This window comes from Paenibacillus sp. NPDC057886 (genome assembly GCF_042796655.1).
Lineage (GTDB): Bacteria > Bacillota > Bacilli > Paenibacillales > Paenibacillaceae > Paenibacillus.
This window is the reverse complement of record NZ_JBHVMZ010000003.1, coordinates 69,401-89,329: the sequence shown is the minus strand read 5'-3', so window position 1 is coordinate 89,329 and position 19,929 is coordinate 69,401. Positions and strand designations below refer to the sequence as shown.

The window sequence follows — 19,929 nt, the reverse complement described above, 5'->3', positions numbered from 1 at the left end:
AAACGGTCATCTTCAGCTCGATAAGCGAAAGACGACCGTTTTTATATCTTCTATCCATATTTGATTCAATTTTTTTATTGATTCTCATTCTGCGCTAAAGCTTTTCGCCCATTCAGCGACCCTACGACTACTTTCTTCTTCGGATAAATCTTCAATTCGAGTCAGAATGGACCACCTTATTCCAAAAGGATCTACTATACTTCCAAATCGATCACCTGAAGCAAAGTTTATAATCGATTCCCTTACTTTGGCTCCTCTTGATACCGCGTTTTCAATTACTTCATCAACATTAATGACGTAAATCCCCAAAGAATAACATGCATTTTCTTCATCTGGCGGCAGGGACAACTGATATGCTGGATTCGCTGCTCCTAGCTGCAAAAAACCATTTCCAAAATCTAATTCCGCATGAACAATCATTCGATTTCCATTTCCATCAGAATGTTCAGTAATGTCCTTCACCCTTGCATTAAAAACATTTTTATAGAACTTTATTGCTTCAGTAGGATCTTTCACTGTTATAAACGGAGTAATAGAGGTAACGCCGTTGGGAGTACCATTCGTTGTATATTCACCAGATACTGCAGTGTATTTTGTGTTTTCAGTCATGTTTACCCACCTTTAAATGATTTTAATTTATTGATTTTAGGCTTATTTATCAAGTGATACCAATTACCCATCTCGGTAATCCCTGATTGTCATCATTATAAAATAACTACACTGACATCTACTGTCAGTGTAGTTATTAAAGTTGATAGTATTCCATTAGCTCGGACACAACCGCAACAAGTTTGTCCTTCAAACTCGGTGGTTCGATGACTTGAATGGATTTCCCGTAGGATAGGAGAAAATACGGGACATAGGTATGAAGTGATTTTTCCTCAAGTAAAAAGATGGCTTGATTTGAAGTCCGTTCTTTCAAATGGTGTCCCATAAACCAATGCAAGCATACGTCATCCAACGCCTCTGACCTTCCTGTGATAATTAACTGAATTAATCCATCCTTGTCCACTACATCAGGTAATAAATTTTGCATAAAAAATTCACGAGCTGAGAAAGCTTCGGAACGCTTAAATTTAATTTGAGTCCGCTTGATTTGTAGAATCCGCTCTGCCCGAAAACTGCGGATCTCATTCCTTAGATGGCAAAATGCAATTGTATACCACTTATTGTTCCAGTAAACCATTCCATAGGGGTCGATCATCCTATTCTCAGGTTGTTCTTTATGGCTTGCGCGATAATCGATTTCTACAGAGAAATCGTTTGCCACAGCCTGCTCCAATTCCATCAACACAGGCTGAATGGAAGGATCCCCCTTACGGTTGATAACATCAAATCCGGCTAAATGACGACTAAGTATACTTTCTTGTTCCTGATTCGAATACATTTTCAATTTTGATGTCGCATGGTCTAACGCCTCACTCAAAGGGTATCCCGCTTCTTTTGCAAAAACAGCAGCCTGAAGAAGCGCTTTTTTCTCTTCAATATCAAATAACAGTGGTGCTGTGATAAAAGTATTCAGTAAGCTATACCCGCCATTATGGCCTGCGTCTGAAATTATAGGCACTCCACTGGCACATAATGCATCAATATATCGATAAACGGTCCTTATATTTATTTCTAACTTTTCAGATATTTGTTTTGCAGTTATTTTGGTGCCTGAATTTAGCATCCATAGAATGGCCAACATATTATCGTTTTTTGGCATAACATAGCCCCTCAGCTTTATTAATTGTTAATCTCAACTGGTTATATCAACAGCCTTTTTAGTAAAAAAGAGAGTTCCCTCCGCCCATAACTGGACACGGGAACTCTTTTGTAGATAGCTATTATATTTTGCCATTGGAAGACTGGCGGAATATACAGCGGTACGGAACGATCATTTTGACAGCCACTTCATACGGATGATCCAGATAATCGAGCAGCTGTTTAACCGCGAACATGCCCATCTCCAGCTTGGGTACATGAATAGTTGATAACGGCGGAGAGGTGAATTCGGATATCTCAATATTATCTACACCAAAAAAGGCGATATCCTCCGGAATGCGGAGTCCCTGTTCGGTTGCAGCACGCATGGCCGCAATCGCCATCATATCACTGGCTGCAAAAATGGCTGTAGGTCTGTTCGCATTGTTGGTAAATGCCTGCTTGGTCAATTCATAACTCAGCGAAACATCCCATTTCACATCAATCACCCAGTCATTATCAATAGGTAAGCCCGCATCAGTCATTGCACGTCGATAACCAAGAAAACGTTTTTCCTCCAGAAAATCATTCTTAAATTCTGCTCCGCCAATGTAGGCAATGATCCGATGCCCTTGGGCAATCAAATGATTCGTTGCCTCCCTGGCCGCCTCTTCACGATCATAACCAACGACTGGAATGTCCGGGTCCGTGATATCCACACCCACAACAGTCCGCACATTGGCCTTGAGCCAGCGATAGGCTTCCGGATCAATCCGTTCCACCACAATCATGCCATCAATCTGATGTTCCTTCACCAGAGACTGCAGCTGCACGATATCCCCGTCGTTTTCGATGCTGTACACAAATTCCAGACGCATGCCCGCTTCAGCAAGCTGCTTTTCAATCCCTTCCATAATGACCGAAAAATAAGGACTGTTGTATTTATTTTGGGGAATGGCAACCACACAGCCGATCGCATATGTCGTTTTGGGCTGGACCTTTTTCTTCTTGGCCGGACGCTGTGAACGATAGCCCAATTCCTCAGCGGTGTCCCATATTTTTTTGCGGGTTTCATCGCTGACCGATCGATTGACATCGTTCTTCATCACACGTGAAACGGTAGAGATCGATACACCGACGCGGTCTGCAATATCCTTCAATTTTGCCATGTGAAGTCCCCACCTTTCCTCTAACTATGTATTTAAACCCCATTCGTATTGGGGCAATTTCATCTCAGCAAACACAAATTTGCGGCAAATATAATTTTATATTTCTCCTGCCCAGAAGTCAATGAAATGGTGCATAGGCGCAGTCTTTTATAAAATAATAGCGGCAGTCAGGGAGCTTGCTGTCCCCCATAACTGCCGCCAATTGTAACCCTTTTAAGAAAACTTATGAAGCTCTACTGCCTCTTTATCTGCTTATTGCATCTTGGAGGCCAAATCCTTAAGTGCTGCGTTCAGATCACCATCTCCGGCAAGTGGAAGTTTGAGCGATTGCTCACCATACGTCCAGACCAGATCGGTTTTCTTGGTTGTAAAGGGAGATACAATGCCATACTGCTGCGCATCCAGGAAGATTTTATTATCTTCGCCTACAGTAGCAATATAGGCATCCGCTGCGGCCTTGTTAGCCGGAATCGAATATCCTTGCTTCGCCAGTTCTGTCTGTCCTTCCGGACCTGCTAGCCAAGCGAGCAGCTTGTAAGCCGCCTCTTCATGCTTTGTATTGGAGCTGATTGCAAGACCTGCTGGCTGAACAACGGTTTGGTTGGTTTTGAATTTCGGCAAATAGGAGATGCCGTAATTCACGCCAGCCTCCTGGTAGTTGGTTGTATTCCAGCTTCCACCCGGATTCATCGCTACCTTGGATGTAGTAATCGCAAGGTTCACCTGTCCACCCAAGCCTTCAATCTGTGCAGGTGTGGTATTGATCTTTTTATTTTTGGTCAAGTCGATAAAATAGTTCAGCACTTCCATCGCTTCAGGTGTCTCAAGCGCAAGGGAACCATCGTCATTCACCAGCTTGGCACCGTTGGACCACAACTCCGGCTCCAGGAACCAATCCATCGTTGATCCTGGTGAAATGGACAAGCCCCACTGCACAATGTTACCTGCATCAAAACCCGCTTCGTCTGCGCTTTTCCCGTTCTTATCCAGCGTCAGCTTGGTTGCAATGTCGGTAATTTCGTCCCACGTTGGCTCAAGCGATGGAACGGGAGCTTTATGAGGATTCGTGGCTGCATTCTCAAAGATCGCTTTGTTGTAATACCATACGATGACGTTGGCATCGATCGGAAAGGATACTTGTTTGCCCTGATATTGGTGAAGACCCAGCAGACTTTTGTCCACATTGTTCAGATCAAACTGATTTTCTGCCAGCAAGCCGTCCAATTCCTTGAAAATGCCCAGCTCGGCGTATTTCTCCACGTATGCATAACTCGTTTTGAACACGTCCGGAAGTGTGCCCCCAGCTGCATTCGCTGTCAGTCCGTCCCAATAGCTGCCCCAATCCTTGCCTTCCAGTTTGACCTTAATATCGGTATTGGCCTTCATGAACTGATCCAGCAGTTCCTGTGTACGATGAAGCTCTTCTGCCGTCCCCCACTGGGAGTATGTGATCGTTACAGGTTCACTCTGGCTGCTGCCGGAACCAGAAGAGTCGGCATTTTCGGACGATCCCCCATTTCCACATCCACTGATCACCACCATTGTAGCAAGTACAAGTGCCCATACATTGAATAGCCGTTTACTTTTCGCTCTCATATACACAGCTCCCCTTTAAGTCATATCAATAAGTCCTGTTCACCTGAAAACCGGAAAGCAGGCAGCCACTCTACCCTTTGGTGCCCGTAAGCACCACCCCCTCGACGATATAACGTTGTGCAAACAGATACAGCAGACCGATAGGTACAATACTGATAAATGCACCCGCAGCGAGCGCCGGCAAATCCTGGCTCGTCTGACCAATCAGCAGCTGCAAGCCCACGCTCAGCGTGAACATTTCTGGGTTTTTGATATACAGGAACGGCCCCAGAAAATCGAGCCAGGAGTTCACAAAGGCAAAAATAATGGTCGTCATAATAATCGGTTTGGACAGTGGCATAATGACTCGCGCATATACCGTCCAGCGATTGCCGCCGTCGAGATATGTAGCCTCGTCCAGCTCCTGGGGAATAGTCATGAAAAACTGTCGGAACAGGAAGATATAATAGGCGCCTCCGAGCCAGGCTGGCACAATGAGCGGCAACCAGGTGTCAATCCAGTTCAGCTTGGAAAAAAGGACGTACGAGGGAATCATCATAATGGAAGGAGGAATCATTAAGGTAACCAGCACGACCGGGAACAGAATATTCCGATACTTGGTTGCAAAACGGGAGAAACCGTAAGCGACAAGTGAACTGGAAACCACCGCTCCCGCTGCAACAAAAAAGGAAATGATAAACGAATTTTGGATCCACTGCCACATCATCGGCTGCACAGCAAACAATCGTTCAAAGGCTTCCAGGCTGAATGTGTCCGGCAGAATAGTTGGAGGTACCTTGTAGGTTTCCGCTTTGGTTTTCAGCATGGTCGAGAGCATCCATACAAGAGGCCCTGCGAACAGCATTAATGCTGCGATCAGCAATGCATATTGGGACGCTTTTACCGCTATTTTTCGGCTGTTCATGTAACTCTCCTCCTATCGTTCTCCCTCGTAATACACAAAGCGGTTCGATACTTTCATCAGGATCAGGGTGACAAGCGAGATCACGGCGAACAGGAAAATCGACTGCGTCATCGCCATGCTGAATTTCAGATCGGTAAAGGCCGACTTGTAAATATTGTAGACAAACGTATAAGCAGAGTAGTTCGGACCACCCTTAGATAGCAGCAGTGCTTCCGTAAACATCTGAAAGTTATACATCGTCTGAATAATGATCACAAACAGGATGGAAGGACTGATCATCGGCAGCGTAATTTGGAAAAATCGGCGTATCCCGCTTGCACCGTCAATTGCAGCAGCTTCATACAAATGTCTGGGGACGTTTTTCAGTGCAGCCAAGAAGATCAGTACCCCGCTGCCGGAGATCCAGACTTGAAGCATGATGATGACCGGCTTGATTGTATGCTCCCCGCCAATCCAGTCGACTTTGCTTATACCGAGCGCGCCAAGTCCGGCGTTCAAGATGCCAAATTCGGAGTTGAACACCAGACGCCAGATAATGACCGTTGCCACAATGGGAACCAGGGTCGGTAAGTAAAAGAAGGTGCGGAACAAGGCAATACCTTTGACATTAAAATTAAGCAGCATTGCCAGAACGAGCATACCCGCCGTAACGATCGGAACACCGAATACAACGAAAAACATCGTGTTCATCAAGCTTTTCAAGAAGATGGGATCATCCATCATGTGCGTAAAATTATCAATGCCGACAAAGTTGAAGTTGGTCGCTCCCGGAAGCCTTGCATCCGTAAAGGCGTAGAAGACCGAGGTCCCGAAAGGAAACAGAAAAAAGGTGATAAATCCGATAATCCAAGGCAATATGAAGAGAAAAAACAGCAGTGTGTCATATTTTCTCAACCTGTTCATGATGACACCCCTCAGCCTGAAATTTCTTCTAAATAGACGTACCGTTCTTCCAAAATGGATTTCTCTGCCGCCAGGGCAATAAGCAACGCGTTACGACCAACCTGTGCACTCGCAAAAGGCTGTCTGCCTTCCTGTACACATTTCAGAAAATCAATGCGCTGGGTCTGTCCCCCCGTGTGTCCACCCATAATGGAATCGGACGTCACGTCAATCTCCAGATGGTCCTTCGTCCAGTCCTGCCCGCCAACGATATCAATCGTCTTGTCATTACGGGCCACCATCTGGCCGCCGTTCTCTCCGATCAGGCCAATCTCAAGCCCTTCTCCCATCAGATTGCGCGGTTTCAAATACATGCACAGGCCCAGATTGGCCTTGCTGCCGTTATCATAATCAATGGTGATAAATGCATGGTCGACGATGGAGGTATCCGAAATTTCTTTCGTCGGATAGTGACTGTATGAATTCTGAATTCGATTAGGCTCTCCTTGCTTCATGACATGCTGGCCTCCAGAGGCAAACACGCGGACAGGCTTCGCCTGGATCATCCAGTTGAAAATGTCGAAGTGATGACAATCCTTTTCTACAATCGCTCCCCCAGACTTGGTCTTGTCATAGAACCAATCCGCAGGTGGGAACGGGTCACGGAATTCCTTGCACCACATCAATTTCACGTCACCAAGACGTCCGTTCTCCAATTCCTTCTCCATTCGGCGATACAGATTTGAGTACCGATAAACCAATCCGATCTGCAATACCCGTCCCGAGGCTTCAGCCGCTTCTATAATGGCATCACAGTCCTCAATGGTATGGGCGACCGGTTTCTCCAGAAATACATGCTTGCCAGCTTCCAGAAAAGCGACTGCCACTTCACGATGCAAATAGTTCGGTACACTGATGACCACCGCATCCAAATCTTCCTTGGCAAGCAGCTCACGATAATCGCTAACTATGATTGGGTTGCTGTTCTTGAGTTCAGCCAGCGTACGTGCCACATTCGCCTCATTCATATCACAGATATAACGAACCTCACTATCTTCGAGCAAATCAAAACCAATGCAATGATGTGACCCCATGTCTCCTACACCGATAAAAGCCATTTTTATCTTCCCCATGCTTACACTCTCCGTTGCTCGTAAATTTGCGGCAAATGCCATGAAGCCAATTCGATGTTAAGAAATCTAACAGGACTGTGACTATGTAACGATAGTAAAATAGTTTTAATTTCTTGTCAATTGATTTTGGCTAAATTTTAAATTATTTTGCGGCAACATATTCGGCCTTAATTTTATATACTACTAAACAGTATACTTCTTTATTCATCATAAATTAAGCGTTTACATTTTTGTTTTATTATCATATACTTTAATTTGAATTCATTTTTATTTGCGGCAAAAAGTATATTCAAGTTATGATTACTCAGGTCCAAAATCCAATAAGACACTCTTATTCTCAATAGAAAACTCAATAAATTCTGGAAAAAAATCTGTTGAATCTCCTGTATCCATCCCCTATAATGCAATTTAGACGCGGAATCCAAGAACTGAAACACATTTTACATTTGCCGCAAAATAAAATTCCATCTTTTTATTTGTTTATTCCCCGATTACTACCATGACTCTCACATAAAACGTTAATATTCCGCCACTTCATGCGGATTAGAAAGGAGTTGAACTCTCCTAACTCTCCCCTCATAAAGAAATTCGGGGCGGGCAGAACGAGTTATCATTCAAAATCCATTATTCAGGAGGTATACCATGACAAGATTATTTGATAGAAGCAAGCGGAGCCTTGGACTGTTTTTGGCTTTTGTCCTCATGATTACCCTGCTCTTGCCTGCAGGAGCCTTCCCAAAGGCCTCTGCTGCAACCATCACCATTGATGGCAATGTCAGCGACTGGAGCAGCGTTAGTGCTCTCACCACCAATAGTGGCACTGCCCAGACGCTCAAAGTAACCAATGATGGAACCAACCTCTATCTGCTCGTTCAAGGTTCAGGTCTGAGTACAACGATGGGCAACTTCTGGATCAATACCGATAACAATACTGCAACTGGTTATCAGGCTGCGGGCTGGGGAGCTACAGGTGTGGAGTGGCTGCTTGAAAATACAGGGTTATACCGCTATGGCGGCAGCGGAACGGACTGGAGCTGGAACTTCAACAGCACGTTGACCAGCTCCCAATTCTATCGCAGCTCTTCCGTCATTGAGGTCGCTATTCCTCTCTCTACACTTCAAATTAGTGCAGGCAGCACGGTACGAGTTGGATATATCGACAACAGCTCGGATACGTCGAGACTGCCTGCGTCTGGACAAACACTGCCCGCTTACCTTCTGACCTCGGCTGGATCAGGTGGTGGTACAGGGAACAATACCGTGGTGAATCCCGTAGAGCTGGACAGCCCACTCAACAATCCATTTAAAGGCTGGGCGCCTTCAGCCAAGAGCACGACATATGCACAGCCACACAGGCTCGTATATGCCGGAGTAACCTGGAAGGAACTTGAGTCTACCAAAGGCACCTATGATTTTAGCGCGATTGAGGCTGCAAACAATTTTGCCTACTGGAAAAGTAAAGGCGTCAAAGTGGTGTTTCGCTTCATTCTGGACAGCCCGACAGGACAGGCTCACCGGGATATTCCCGACTGGCTTTACAATGACATGGTTGCCCGCGGAGAATCGCCCGGAACCGTATACAACGATACAACCGGAGGCATGGGTACTGGCAACAACATGGGCTTCTCTCCCAACTACAACTCCACCTATGTACAAGAACGGCACAAATTAGCCATTGAGGCCATTGCGGCAAGATACAATACCAATGATCGTCCGGTCGCCTTTGTCCAGATCGGTTCCCTCGGACACTGGGGTGAGTTCCATACCTGGCCTTATGTCGGACCAAATGGTGAAACCAATTACACCGGCGCTTTCCCTACCAATGACATCTCGAACAAGTATGTTCAGCATTATATTGATGCCTTTGCCGGCAAAGAGGACAAGATGCAGGTTCTGATCCGGCGCAGTATCGCCCTCGCCAAAACCAATAACAAAGGCATGGTCATGGGTATGTTTAACGATGTGTTTGGACATAAAGACAGCTTCGATGCCGATTGGGGCTGGTACACAGGCACTCAGAATGGCTATTGGGATGACATCGGTCAACAGCAGCCAGCACATGCAAACTTCTGGGAGACACGCATCTCCGGGGGTGAATTTTACGGGGGCGCTTCCGGCATGCTTGCAGCATTAACCACCGGTAGCGGATTTACGGAAACGTTGCGTCAAACGGAGCTAAGCAAACCAAGCTGGCTGGGACCGAATTCCCCTGCCTCGCTTCCTCTGAATCATGCATTACAGGCCAATATCGATGCACTCAAGAAACGAATGGGTTACCACTTTGTGGTGAAGGAAATCTCGCACCCATCCACGATTAGCGGAAGCACGTTTACCACAACGATTAAGGTGGAAAATAAAGGCGTGCAGCACTTCCCATTTGCCTGGCCGGTTGAAATCCAACTGCGCAGCGGCAATACAGTGGTCGCCAAGAAAACAACAACCGTTAATCTGACCACGTGGAAAACGGGTACCTACACCCTGACCGATTCCATTCCGGTCTCCGGTCTTGCTGCCGGAACCTATGATATCGCGATTGCGATCATTGACCCGGAAACGAATAAACCTGGCGTAGACTTTGCCAATACAAATAAATTGACCGACGGCTCGTTCAAGCTGAGCAGTGTAACGAAGTAAACGGCATGACATGAAAAGAGCAGGAATAAGGGCCACAGCGCCCTTCGTTCCTGCTCTTTCTTTTTTTTGGATGATAACTATCTATCAAATCAACCGAACACAACAATCAGTAAACCCCAGCAACTCTCCCCTATACGTGAGGCACAGGTGTCATTTGATTGCGTTCCATCAGAATCCATAATTCATCAACCAATTCTTCTGCGGAGTACGGTTCGGCTGAAGTAATCCACCATTCAATCATGCCAGCCAGCGCGGAAGCAAGGAATTGAAGCATAATCTCCTTGTTCCTTCCCTGATTGATGCCACTCATGTCGATTTGTTTATCCAGTCCTCTCAACAGAGCAGCTTGCAAGCGAGTTCGAAATGCCGGGACACTTTGATCAGCCAACACTGCACCATAGAATAGGGCATGTTCTTTCAGATACCGAAAACTGTGCAGCAGAGCTTCTTTGGAAGGAAATATGCCAGTGACTCCGCAGAAGAGACTGCTCTCGATCAGTTCCACCAAATGGGATTTTATACACTGATCCAACAAATCAAACTTGTCCATAAAATGCAAATAAACCGTTCCGCGACTTACATTGGCTCGCTCTGCAATTTGATTAATCGTGATTTGCTCGAAATTTTTTTCGGACAGCAGTTGAATAAAGGCCTCTATAATCGATTCACGTGATTTTTGTATTCTTCTGTCCATACTTACTCCTTTTATTATCGGATCTGAGATTGAACAAAACAGTGGATTGTGTTCAATATTATACACATTCAACTGTTTTAACAATTGTCGTCCAATCCCATTATAAGTACGATCATTATATTGAACGGCTGGGAACAAATCAACTGACAGCCAGCAATACCGAATGGAGGACTATGATGAAAGCAGTAGTGATAGAAAATTATGGAGGCTCGGAGGTTTTTGCGGAGCAGGAGCGCGATATACCACATATTAGTGATACACAGGTGCTCGTGGAGATGAAGGCGACCACAGTATCCTCAGCGGATCGACTGATTAGGAGCGGAACATTCAGGCATTTCATGCCCATTGAATTCCCTTATGTTCTTGGAGTCGATATAACTGGAATCGTCGTGGCCACAGGGAAAAAGGTTACTCGTGTACAAACCGGGGATCGCGTTATTGCGGTGTCTCGTACAGGAGGTGGTTACGCTGAACATGTCGCTGTGGAAGAATGCGATCTTGCTGTGATAACGGAGTCCCTTTCCGATGCAGAAGCTGCTTCGGTCTCTGCGTCCGGCATGACAGCCTGGCAAGCTTTATTTCACTATGGTAAACTGCAGCCGGGACAGCGTATTCTGATCCACGCCGGTGCAGGTGGCGTAGGACACATCGCCATACAATTAGCCAAACAACACGGCGCTTATGTGATCACCACGGCTCGGGCCCATAATCATTCATTTGTTCTTCAGCTCGGTGCCGACGAAGTGATTGATTATACAACAACCGACTTTGCTGAGACTTTGAGTCCTGTTGATGTCGTGCTGGATATGGTTCGTGACCCGGTTGTCGATAAAGTCACGGGAATCGGAGCAACAGAACTGAAAAATTACAGCATATTAAAGAATAATGGGACGTTCATTTCCCTTGTAAATCCGGCGATTGCGAAGCAACCTCTCATCCGTGGAATTGATGCCCAATTTGCCTTGATCAGCCCCAATGCCAACGACTGGGAAGCGTTTATCCAATGGATTCAGACGAATAAGCTCGATATACATGTAGACAACGTATTCCCCTTTACCCGCCAAGGTGTAGCCGAAGCTCATAAATATTACGACACCCGGAATATGAGAGGCAAATTAGTCATTCAGAGGGATATTATTACAGATAATCTATCTTCCATAGTTGCTCAAGAAACTGGGATGTCCGACTTGTAGCAGCAAAAAGAGCAAGTACTCGAACACTTTCAAGGTTCAGTTACTTGCTCTTTTTTATACTATTGTGCCTTGTTCCGCAGCTGACTGTAATACAGTTCGCTGTAGAAACCACCTTGTTCGAGCAATGCGTCATGCGAACCTTGCTCCAAGAGCTGACCATCCTTCAGTACAAGAATACGATCGGCTTGGCGGATTGTGTTCAGCCTGTGGGCAATGACAAAGCTGGTACGGCCTTGCATCAGGCGCTGCAGCCCTTCCTGGATTTTGATCTCCGTGACGGTATCGATACTGCTGGTCGCCTCGTCCAATACAAGGATGGACGGATCAGCCAGAATTGCCCGGGCAATCGCAAGCAGCTGCTTCTGTCCCTGACTGATGCCACTTCCGTCGGCCTGAAGCACTTTGTCATACCCATCCTTCATCCGTATGATGAACGAATGGGCATTCGCCAACCTCGAAGCAGCTTCCACCTCTTCGTCGGTCGCATCCAGACGGCCGAAACGGATATTTTCACGAATCGTGCCCTGGAACAGGAATGAATCTTGAAGAACAAATGCCATATGTGAGCGCAAATTCTCGCGCCGAATGGTCGTAATGTCACGCCCATCAACCGTTAGCGTACCGGCTGTAGGATCATAGAAGCGGGATAACAGCTGAATCAATGTTGTTTTCCCTGCCCCGGTCGGACCTACCAGAGCAATCATCTCACCCGGCTTCGCTTCAAAGTTAATTTCATGCAAAATATTACGTCCTTCATCGTATCCAAAGGATACCTTGTCGAAGCGTACGGCTCCCTCCACTCTGTCCAGAGACACCGCTGCACCTTCATCCTTCGCTTCCTCGTCCTCATCCAGCACCTCGAACACGCGCTCTGCCCCAGCAATCGCAGACAGCAACGTATTCCACTGGTTGGCCAGATCGTTGAGCGGCCGAGTAAACTGACGGGCATATTCTACGAAGATGATAATCACCCCAACTGTAACGGAACCTTGAATCGCCAAGATCCCGCCGATGCCTGCGACAATCGCAAAGCTCAGGTTGTTCAGACCATTCATCAGCTTAGGAATAAAACCGGAGATGGTCTGCGCCCAGAAACCGGACAACCGGATTTTCGTATTTCGTTCCTCAAAGCCTCGAATGACCCGCTCTTCCTGGGAGAACACCTTGATAATCTTCTGCCCGGACAAGGTTTCCTCAATGTACCCATTGAGTTCGCCGAGATTCCGCTGACGTTGTTTGAACAACGGCCCGGTTCTGCGCGTAATCCAGCGCATGCCAATAGCCATCAGTGGTACGACGATAAATGTAAGCAAGGTCAGCAGCGGACTTAACCAAAGCATCACGCCAAACGTTCCGATCAGTGTTAACACACTGGAGAAAATCTGGATGGCCGAGCTGTTCAGCGTACCGCTGACATTCTCAATGTCGTTGGTAACCCGGCTCATGATCTCCCCCTGCTGACGCTTGCCGAAGAATGGAATCGGCAGTTTGTGCAGATGGGAGAACAGATCATACCGCATGCGGAACACGGTCTCCTGTGCAATTTCAATCATCCATATATTTTGCAGCCATGACGTCAGGGAGAAGAGAACATAGACTGCCACCAGACCCAATAAAAATGTCGTCCAGCTGGAACTCGTTGCTTCTCCATCAATGAATTTATCCACAGCTACACCAACCATATACGGTCCAAGCAAAGCGAGTGCGGAACTGGCAAATACCATCAACAGCACCATCGTCAGCTTGACCTTGCGACGGGCCAGGTACGCCCAGATCCGGCCTAACGTACCGGACCAGTTCTTCGCCCGTGCCTTCGGCTTACGACCTCCACCTGCCTTCAACGTCTCGGGATCAATCGGCGGTGGGGGCTGACGGAAAGGTTCAATGAATGCTTTGAACATGTGGTGTACCCTCCCCGTATTGTGATTCATAGATTCGGCGATACAGTTCGGATGAATCCATCAGATCCTCATGTTTCCCCTGTCCAATCAGACGTCCATCGTCCAACAGCAGAATCAGATCGGCAGAGGTGGTTGAACTGATCTTCTGCGTGATGATAAACGTTGTACACGATAACTCTTCCAGTGCACCCAGCAGCCTTGCTTCCGTGGCTACATCGAGAGCACTTGTACTGTCATCCAGAATCAAGATGCTTGGACGACGAATCAATGCACGGGCAATCGAGAGCCGCTGCTTCTGTCCACCCGACAGATTCACTCCCCGCTGACCCAGTTGTGTATCGTAGCCATTCGGCAACTTCTCAATGGTCTCATGAATCTGGGCACGCCGTGCCGCTTCCTTAATCTCTTCAAGCGTTGCGTCCTCTCGGCCCCAGGCGATGTTATCCCGTACCGATCCGGTAAAAAGAACGACCTCCTGCGGCACATAACCGATAGCTCCGCGCAATGTGGAAATGTCCAACCGTTCTGCATCATTACCATCTATACGAACCTCGCCTTGATCTTCGGTATAGAGCCTTGGAATGAGCTGTACCAGTGAGGATTTGCCCGAGCCCGTCGCTCCCATGATGGCGATACGTTCACCTCGTTTGGCTGAGAATGTAATACCCTCCAGCACAGTAATTTCACTGCCCGGATAGCTGAATCCTACACCCCGAAAATCAACTGCACCCTGGATAACAGAATTCCCTTTCCCAGTTTGTGCAGAACGACCTGTGTTCATTGATTGAGCTGATTCCGAGACTTCCTCCGTGTCAAAAACTTCGTTAAGCCGCTGTGCCGAAGCACTCGCTCTGGAGAAGGTCACCAGAATCCAGGACAGTGCAGACATGGCGCCAATGGTGCGGAGCAGATAGTTAATGACTGCTACGACTTCACCCACGGTTGCACTCCCGGTAGTGATATCACGTCGTCCAAACCATAGCACGGCGATGATACAACCATTCATCATGAGCAGCATGAATGGCATCGTCGTCTCCGTCAGGCGCAGCGCGGAGATCGTGCCCTTCATCAGCTTGCCGCTATACCCGGCAAAGCGTTCAATCTCGTGGCCCATCCGGACGAAGACACGAATCAGCCGAATGCCTGTCAGATTTTCCTGGATGACTCCGTTGACGGCATCCAGTCTGCGCTGCACATTGCGGAACAGCAGCGCTGCCTTTTTGATCATCCAGATAACAACCACCAGCAGCACAGGCACCATCACCACGAGCAGCAGACCCAGCTTCGGATTCACCACGACCGCCATGATCATGCTGCCAATTACCACCAGCGGCACACGCGTCATGAATCGCAGACTCATAAACACCGTATCCTGCACCTGTGTGACGTCCCCGGTCAATCTGGTAATCAGGGATGAAGTGGCAAAACGGTTAAAGACCGCATAAGAGAACGCTTGCACTTTGTCATACAGCTTCTCCCGCAGATCGTAACCGAAGCCGAGACTCGCATGTGACGCAAAAAAGGAACTAGCAATACCCGCGGCAAACGCCACAATGGCGCTGCCCACGAGCACTCCGCCCCATAGCCAAACTACTGACAGATCTCCCTGCTGGATACCGTTATCAATGATCTTCGAGATCAAATAGGGTTGAGCCAATTCGACCGTCAATTCAATCAGCATCATGACCAGTGCTGCGATGGCGGCGACTCGATACTTCTTCAAGTAGTACAACAGCTTGATCATAACCATTCCTCCGGCCCGGAGCGTTTAATCTTCGTGACGATTTCGTATGTTCACGCAGCCAGCTCCGTTAGTCTCTTTCCATAACTCTATGTAAAATTTCACGTATCCAATACGCTTATTATATCGCATTTTGCACCATCAAATCGCTAATATCTTTCTTTCCTTCTCATTATTAACCTGAAATGGGCATGGGAGCATCGATCTATGATAAAAAACTGAGCAGCGTGCCCAAATTAGGAATGCAAATGGGTACAATGCGTATTGCCCCTTAGTAATGCATTATTTTGTTATCTTTGGCAACCCTATTAACCAACGTGGATATTCTGGAAATGGAGGCCCTGTGATGCCACAATTCATCCTGAACCATATACCCAAATGGGGAGTACTAATGGAAGTCTTTTTTCTTACGGCTGTTCCACTGCTCATTCTGCTCACCATCAGACAGATTAAAATATTTGATGGGGCTTACAGCCAAAGAAAACAAAAATTAGAGGAACTACAACGGGAAGACCAACGTGGACTCGACTCGGGCGATACGCGGACAGCATCAGATGAGGAAATGCTTTCTTTTACGGATGACTATCAACTTAACCTGGACAAATTCAGGAAATCTGCTCTGGATATGGATGATGTCAACGAGAGAACGATCTTTCTCCAAAATTTGAAAGCCAAAGGCGTCTTGTTTTTTGTGGACGGCCTTACCGACAAACCCGGACTCGACCAGAATATATTAAAGCCGCTTCTGGACTGGGCAAGTGAGCCCTTAACAGATGAACATATTAGAAATGAAAAGCTAGAGGATTACCTTGTGCAACAAGTCTTGTTGATTTCGGAGACCGAGTGGATCGTCGATGTCCATCAAGCATTACGAAAAGTCCTGTTCGGTTCCACCATGCTGTTAGTTGAAGGCATGCCAGGTGCCCTGCTGTTAGGAAGCTCTCGCGGCCAGACCCGTTCCGTGGAGGAACCCATCTCAGAAGCCGTTCTTCGCGGACCAAGAATCGGCTTCACCGAAACGTTAAGCGACAATACGGCCATGTTGCGCAGACACGGAGAAAATAAAAGCCTTGCCATGACGTCCTATCAAGTCGGTAAGCGGGTGCAAAAAAAGTTGATGGTTATATATTTCAAGGATATTGCCAATGAAGAGTTAGTGGCAGAGGTCAAACGGCGCATAAGAACCATTGACGTGGATGAAGTATTGGAGAACGGTTATGTGGAACAGCTCATCGAGGACAATTTTTTGAGTCCATTTGCCCAAATACAAAATACAGAACGCCCTGACCGGGTTATGAGTTCCTTGCTGGAAGGTCGAGTAGCCATATTGTTGGATGGTTCTTCCTATGCGCTGTTAATGCCCGTCACCTATGCCATGATGTTACAATCCCCGGAGGATTATTATGAACGATGGCTTCCTAGCTCGCTGATTCGCATCCTTCGTTTTGTCTGCACGTTTATTTCCCTTTTCGCTCCTGCCCTGTACATTTCATTTATTTCGTTTCATCCCGGCCTGATTCCAACCAAGTTGGTTGTTTCCATCATCGCCACAAGGCAAGGCGTTCCCTTCTCGACACTCATTGAGGCATTGATCATGGAAATCGCCATTGAAGTATTGCGTGAAGCAGGACTGCGACTTCCTAAACCTATCGGTCCAGCCATGGGAATCGTAGGTGGACTGATCATTGGACAGGCTGCGGTAAATGCAGGAATCGTCAGTCCCATTTTGGTCATTGTCGTTGCCGTGACAGCCATCTGTTCCTTTGCGACGCCAATGTACAGCGCAGGGTTATCCATGCGCCTGCTGCGTTTTCCAATTATGTTTAGCGCTGCGATGTTCGGATTGTATGGCGTAATCATGTCTTTTCTCTTCCTGGTCGTCCATATGCTCAAGCTGAAAAGCTTCGGCATTTCTTATGTCAATCTGGCCGTTCCCCAGTCCTTGAAAGACTGGAAAGACTATGTGATCCGTGTACCTCTGCAATTCATGAAATATCGTCCCGAGGTGCTTAAGCCCAAGGAATCCAAACGCAAAGATTAGATGGAAAGGAGCACTCCTGATGTCAGCCGGAATTCCTGAAACGAAACAGTTAACTACGTTACAGACGCTAGCGCTTATTCTTTGTTTCATGATTGGGGCGGAATTGTTTACCCTGCCAAGAGAGATAATTAGCAAAGTAAGCACTGCTGACGCTTGGATATCGGTTGTTCTGGGGGGCATATTCAGCCTCTGCACAGCTTGGATCATTATCTTGCTCGGCAAGCGATATCCGCATTTCACCTTCTATGAATACGTACAACAAATTACTGGTAAGCTTATCGGAAAAGGCATCGGGCTTGTCGTCGTTCTATATTACATTCATCTTGCCAGTTATGAGTTAAGGTCTATGGAAGAAATGGCTTCCTTCTATCTTCTGGAGGGGACACCAGGATGGGCAATATTGGCTTGGTTTGTCTGGATATCTCTGTACTTGTGCATGGAGGGTATCAGCACAATCGGGAGATTATGCCAGATTATTATTCCCCTATCCATAACCGTTCTCATTCTTATCTATCTTTTGGGATCTACCGCTTTCGATATGAATAATCTTCGCCCCCTCGTTGCCAAGGGATGGACACCGATCATGAAAGGCATTCCATCCACTACACTCGCCTTCAGCGGAAGCGAATGTTTCCTCTTCATATTAAGTCGGATGCAGGCTCCCAAGAAAGCAGCTAAAGTCATGAGCTGGGGGATCGGCCTTGCCATTATCTTTTATACGTCAGCCGTAATCATCTGTATTGGGGTATTTTCCCTGGACGGGGTTTTGACGCGCACCTGGCCTTTCTTCGATCTTGCCCGCAGCGTGGAATTCGAAGACCTCCTGCTGGAACGATTCGAATCCCTGCTCTTGGCTATCTGGGTATTGCAGATTTTTTCTACATTTACAATCATTTTCTATTCTGCTGCCTTAGGCGTTTCCCAAATTTTCAATTTATCCTACAGGATAAGCATGTTCCTGATTTTGCCGTTCATTTGCCTCATTTCCCAGTTGCCTAAAGACATTAACGAAGTTTTTGCTCTGGGAGCATACATGGGTAAGGCCAATCTGGTCTTGTTCTCATGCTTGCCTGTGCTGTTGCTTCTCATTTCACGTTGGCGGGTGAATTCTCCATGAAGAGTTGGAAGCGTTGCTTGAGATACACCTGCATGATTACATGTTACTTCCTGCTTGCTGGCTGCTGGAGCAGTTCCCCCATTGAGGAGAGGAATTTGGAAGCAGGCATTGCATTGGACGCGGTACCGCAGCAAACGGAGACGTCTGTCCGAGAAACCCAGCAACAACATCCGAAATATCAGATTCGAAGAACTGTTCAGTTCGTTCTTCCGAATACAGGGACCTCAGAAACCTCTTCACAGGGAAACCGATTCTACAATGAAGAGGAGCTTGGCGCTTCAATCATGGAAATGACAAGGGAATCCTATCTCAGCAATCAGTCTCCGGCAGGATTTCACCTTAAAACCATTGTCATTAGTTCGGAATTACTTCAAAAAGTTCCCCTTCAGGAACTATTGGATTTTTATTTGGCGGATAACGACATTCGACTGAGTATTCTGCTCTTAACAAGCACCGGTACAGCAAGCGATGTGTTCAAGGAAATGATATCGGGGAAAACACCCGCCTTCATGCTGAAAGATCTTTTTGACAACCGCAGCCACACCAATCGTCTCGTCAAGCCCGTAACTCTTGCCAAAGTGATCGGACCGCTAAAATCGAGGTCCAGCTTCTTGTTACCCAACGTCATCAGGATTAGGGAGGGAATCACACTGTCTGGTGCAGGGGTTATCAGGGGGGACACGCAAAAATATGCAGGATATCTGAATAAAATGGATGTAGAAGGATTGCAATGGATTACAGGAGATTTGACAGGTGGGATTGTAAAAGGTACCGATTCCCGTTCGCAACGGGATTTCGTCTATGAGATCAAATCGGCAAAAAGCAATATTCAGGCTCACGTTCATAAAAACGACATTTCGTTCCATGTGAAGATTTCATCGGTGGGTCGCCTTTCTGAAACCTTTGTTTCTGATGCAAATAAAATGAAGGATCAGACACTGCGCGAAGAAGCAGGTGTTGTTCAGGACAAGATCAAGGAGCTGGCACAACAAACGATATCCAAGATGAAAAAAATGCGGGTGGAGGTAGCACATATGGGCCAAGCCTTGCGAATTCAACACCCCGATATGTGGGAACAAGTGAAGGACCATTGGGATCAGGTCTTTGCAACCGTACCCGTGACCTTTGAGGTGAAGGTGGACATTGAAGATTTCGGAGCCTCTACGATGACCGCGAATTAATAATGCCCTCCAAAATCAAAACCAGCTAATAGTATGTCAAGTCAAGCTTTTGAAAAG

15 protein-coding genes are annotated in these 19,929 nt (G+C 46.9%); 5 read left to right on the top strand and 10 right to left on the bottom strand.

The window, feature by feature from the left end:
* Positions 1-84: 84 nt before the first annotated feature.
* From ACFVQB_RS11105 to ACFVQB_RS11075, 7 genes are all read right to left on the bottom strand, one after another.
* Positions 85-609 carry a VOC family protein gene (locus tag ACFVQB_RS11105; protein WP_379438332.1) on the bottom strand — a complete coding sequence of 175 codons (525 nt, stop codon included), beginning with the start codon at positions 607-609 and terminating at the stop codon, positions 85-87.
* Between the two features lie 136 nt (positions 610-745).
* Entirely contained in the window at positions 746-1,708 is a 963-nt protein-coding gene (locus ACFVQB_RS11100; protein ID WP_379438330.1) for a helix-turn-helix transcriptional regulator, read from the bottom strand.
* Between the two features lie 121 nt (positions 1,709-1,829).
* Positions 1,830-2,855, bottom strand: a complete 1,026-nt coding sequence (locus ACFVQB_RS11095; protein WP_379438328.1) for a LacI family DNA-binding transcriptional regulator — start codon at positions 2,853-2,855, stop codon at positions 1,830-1,832.
* 252 nt (positions 2,856-3,107) lie between these two features.
* Positions 3,108-4,451 carry an ABC transporter substrate-binding protein gene (locus ACFVQB_RS11090; RefSeq protein ID WP_379438326.1) on the bottom strand — a complete coding sequence of 448 codons (1,344 nt, stop codon included), beginning with the start codon at positions 4,449-4,451 and terminating at the stop codon, positions 3,108-3,110.
* Positions 4,452-4,521: 70 nt separating this feature from the next.
* Positions 4,522-5,355, bottom strand: coding sequence for a carbohydrate ABC transporter permease (locus ACFVQB_RS11085; protein WP_379438324.1), 834 nt, complete (start codon positions 5,353-5,355; stop codon positions 4,522-4,524).
* 12 nt (positions 5,356-5,367) lie between these two features.
* Positions 5,368-6,258, bottom strand: a complete 891-nt coding sequence (locus tag ACFVQB_RS11080) for a carbohydrate ABC transporter permease (RefSeq protein WP_379438321.1) — start codon at positions 6,256-6,258, stop codon at positions 5,368-5,370.
* An 11-nt stretch (positions 6,259-6,269) separates the two neighbouring features.
* Positions 6,270-7,370, bottom strand: a complete 1,101-nt coding sequence (locus tag ACFVQB_RS11075) for a Gfo/Idh/MocA family protein (protein WP_379438318.1) — start codon at positions 7,368-7,370, stop codon at positions 6,270-6,272.
* A gap of 642 nt (positions 7,371-8,012) precedes the next feature.
* On the opposite strand from ACFVQB_RS11075, the gene ACFVQB_RS11070 reads away from it, so the two are divergent.
* Positions 8,013-10,004, top strand: a complete 1,992-nt coding sequence (locus ACFVQB_RS11070; protein WP_379438315.1) for a DUF4832 domain-containing protein — start codon at positions 8,013-8,015, stop codon at positions 10,002-10,004.
* Between the two features lie 130 nt (positions 10,005-10,134).
* Here the strand turns inward: ACFVQB_RS11070 and ACFVQB_RS11065 are convergent, their stop codons facing one another.
* The gene (locus tag ACFVQB_RS11065; protein ID WP_379438312.1) at positions 10,135-10,698 is read right to left on the bottom strand and encodes a TetR/AcrR family transcriptional regulator; all 564 of its coding nucleotides are present in this window, start codon (positions 10,696-10,698) and stop codon (positions 10,135-10,137) included.
* Between the two features lie 173 nt (positions 10,699-10,871).
* Here ACFVQB_RS11065 and ACFVQB_RS11060 point away from each other — a divergent pair, with 173 nt between their 5' ends.
* Complete coding sequence (locus tag ACFVQB_RS11060; RefSeq protein ID WP_379438309.1) at positions 10,872-11,891, top strand: NADP-dependent oxidoreductase; 1,020 nt, start codon at positions 10,872-10,874, stop codon at positions 11,889-11,891.
* Positions 11,892-11,950: 59 nt separating this feature from the next.
* Here ACFVQB_RS11060 and ACFVQB_RS11055 read toward each other — a convergent pair whose 3' ends face one another.
* Both ACFVQB_RS11055 and ACFVQB_RS11050 read right to left on the bottom strand, forming a co-directional pair.
* Positions 11,951-13,792 (bottom strand): ABC transporter ATP-binding protein, encoded by a 1,842-nt coding sequence (locus tag ACFVQB_RS11055; RefSeq protein WP_379438306.1) that lies wholly within the window; start codon positions 13,790-13,792, stop codon positions 11,951-11,953.
* Positions 13,773-15,536, bottom strand: coding sequence for an ABC transporter ATP-binding protein (locus tag ACFVQB_RS11050; RefSeq protein WP_379438304.1), 1,764 nt, complete (start codon positions 15,534-15,536; stop codon positions 13,773-13,775). Before ACFVQB_RS11050 ends, ACFVQB_RS11055 begins: the two co-directional genes overlap by 20 nt.
* A gap of 343 nt (positions 15,537-15,879) precedes the next feature.
* Here ACFVQB_RS11050 and ACFVQB_RS11045 point away from each other — a divergent pair, with 343 nt between their 5' ends.
* The 3 genes from ACFVQB_RS11045 to ACFVQB_RS11035 are packed head-to-tail and all read left to right on the top strand — an operon-like array spanning position 15,880 to position 19,872.
* The gene (locus tag ACFVQB_RS11045; protein WP_379438301.1) at positions 15,880-17,574 is read left to right on the top strand and encodes a spore germination protein; all 1,695 of its coding nucleotides are present in this window, start codon (positions 15,880-15,882) and stop codon (positions 17,572-17,574) included.
* Positions 17,575-17,593: 19 nt separating this feature from the next.
* Complete coding sequence (locus tag ACFVQB_RS11040) at positions 17,594-18,691, top strand: GerAB/ArcD/ProY family transporter (RefSeq protein ID WP_379438298.1); 1,098 nt, start codon at positions 17,594-17,596, stop codon at positions 18,689-18,691.
* Complete coding sequence (locus tag ACFVQB_RS11035; RefSeq protein ID WP_379438295.1) at positions 18,688-19,872, top strand: Ger(x)C family spore germination protein; 1,185 nt, start codon at positions 18,688-18,690, stop codon at positions 19,870-19,872. Before ACFVQB_RS11040 ends, ACFVQB_RS11035 begins: the two co-directional genes overlap by 4 nt.
* The last annotated feature ends 57 nt before the right edge of the window (positions 19,873-19,929 follow it).

Excerpts from the sequence above, each read along its gene's own strand:
- ACFVQB_RS11105 (WP_379438332.1), bottom strand. The coding sequence starts at position 609 with ATGACTGAAAACACAAAATACACTGCAGTATCTGGTGAATATACAACG.
- ACFVQB_RS11100 (WP_379438330.1), bottom strand. The coding sequence starts at position 1,708 with ATGCCAAAAAACGATAATATGTTGGCCATTCTATGGATGCTAAATTCA.
- ACFVQB_RS11095 (WP_379438328.1), bottom strand. The coding sequence starts at position 2,855 with ATGGCAAAATTGAAGGATATTGCAGACCGCGTCGGTGTATCGATCTCT.
- ACFVQB_RS11090 (WP_379438326.1), bottom strand. The coding sequence starts at position 4,451 with ATGAGAGCGAAAAGTAAACGGCTATTCAATGTATGGGCACTTGTACTT.
- ACFVQB_RS11085 (WP_379438324.1), bottom strand. The coding sequence starts at position 5,355 with ATGAACAGCCGAAAAATAGCGGTAAAAGCGTCCCAATATGCATTGCTG.
- ACFVQB_RS11080 (WP_379438321.1), bottom strand. The coding sequence starts at position 6,258 with ATGAACAGGTTGAGAAAATATGACACACTGCTGTTTTTTCTCTTCATA.
- ACFVQB_RS11075 (WP_379438318.1), bottom strand. The coding sequence starts at position 7,370 with ATGGGGAAGATAAAAATGGCTTTTATCGGTGTAGGAGACATGGGGTCA.
- ACFVQB_RS11070 (WP_379438315.1), top strand. The coding sequence starts at position 8,013 with ATGACAAGATTATTTGATAGAAGCAAGCGGAGCCTTGGACTGTTTTTG.
- ACFVQB_RS11065 (WP_379438312.1), bottom strand. The coding sequence starts at position 10,698 with ATGGACAGAAGAATACAAAAATCACGTGAATCGATTATAGAGGCCTTT.
- ACFVQB_RS11060 (WP_379438309.1), top strand. The coding sequence starts at position 10,872 with ATGATGAAAGCAGTAGTGATAGAAAATTATGGAGGCTCGGAGGTTTTT.
- ACFVQB_RS11055 (WP_379438306.1), bottom strand. The coding sequence starts at position 13,792 with ATGTTCAAAGCATTCATTGAACCTTTCCGTCAGCCCCCACCGCCGATT.
- ACFVQB_RS11050 (WP_379438304.1), bottom strand. The coding sequence starts at position 15,536 with ATGATCAAGCTGTTGTACTACTTGAAGAAGTATCGAGTCGCCGCCATC.
- ACFVQB_RS11045 (WP_379438301.1), top strand. The coding sequence starts at position 15,880 with ATGCCACAATTCATCCTGAACCATATACCCAAATGGGGAGTACTAATG.
- ACFVQB_RS11040 (WP_379438298.1), top strand. The coding sequence starts at position 17,594 with ATGTCAGCCGGAATTCCTGAAACGAAACAGTTAACTACGTTACAGACG.
- ACFVQB_RS11035 (WP_379438295.1), top strand. The coding sequence starts at position 18,688 with ATGAAGAGTTGGAAGCGTTGCTTGAGATACACCTGCATGATTACATGT.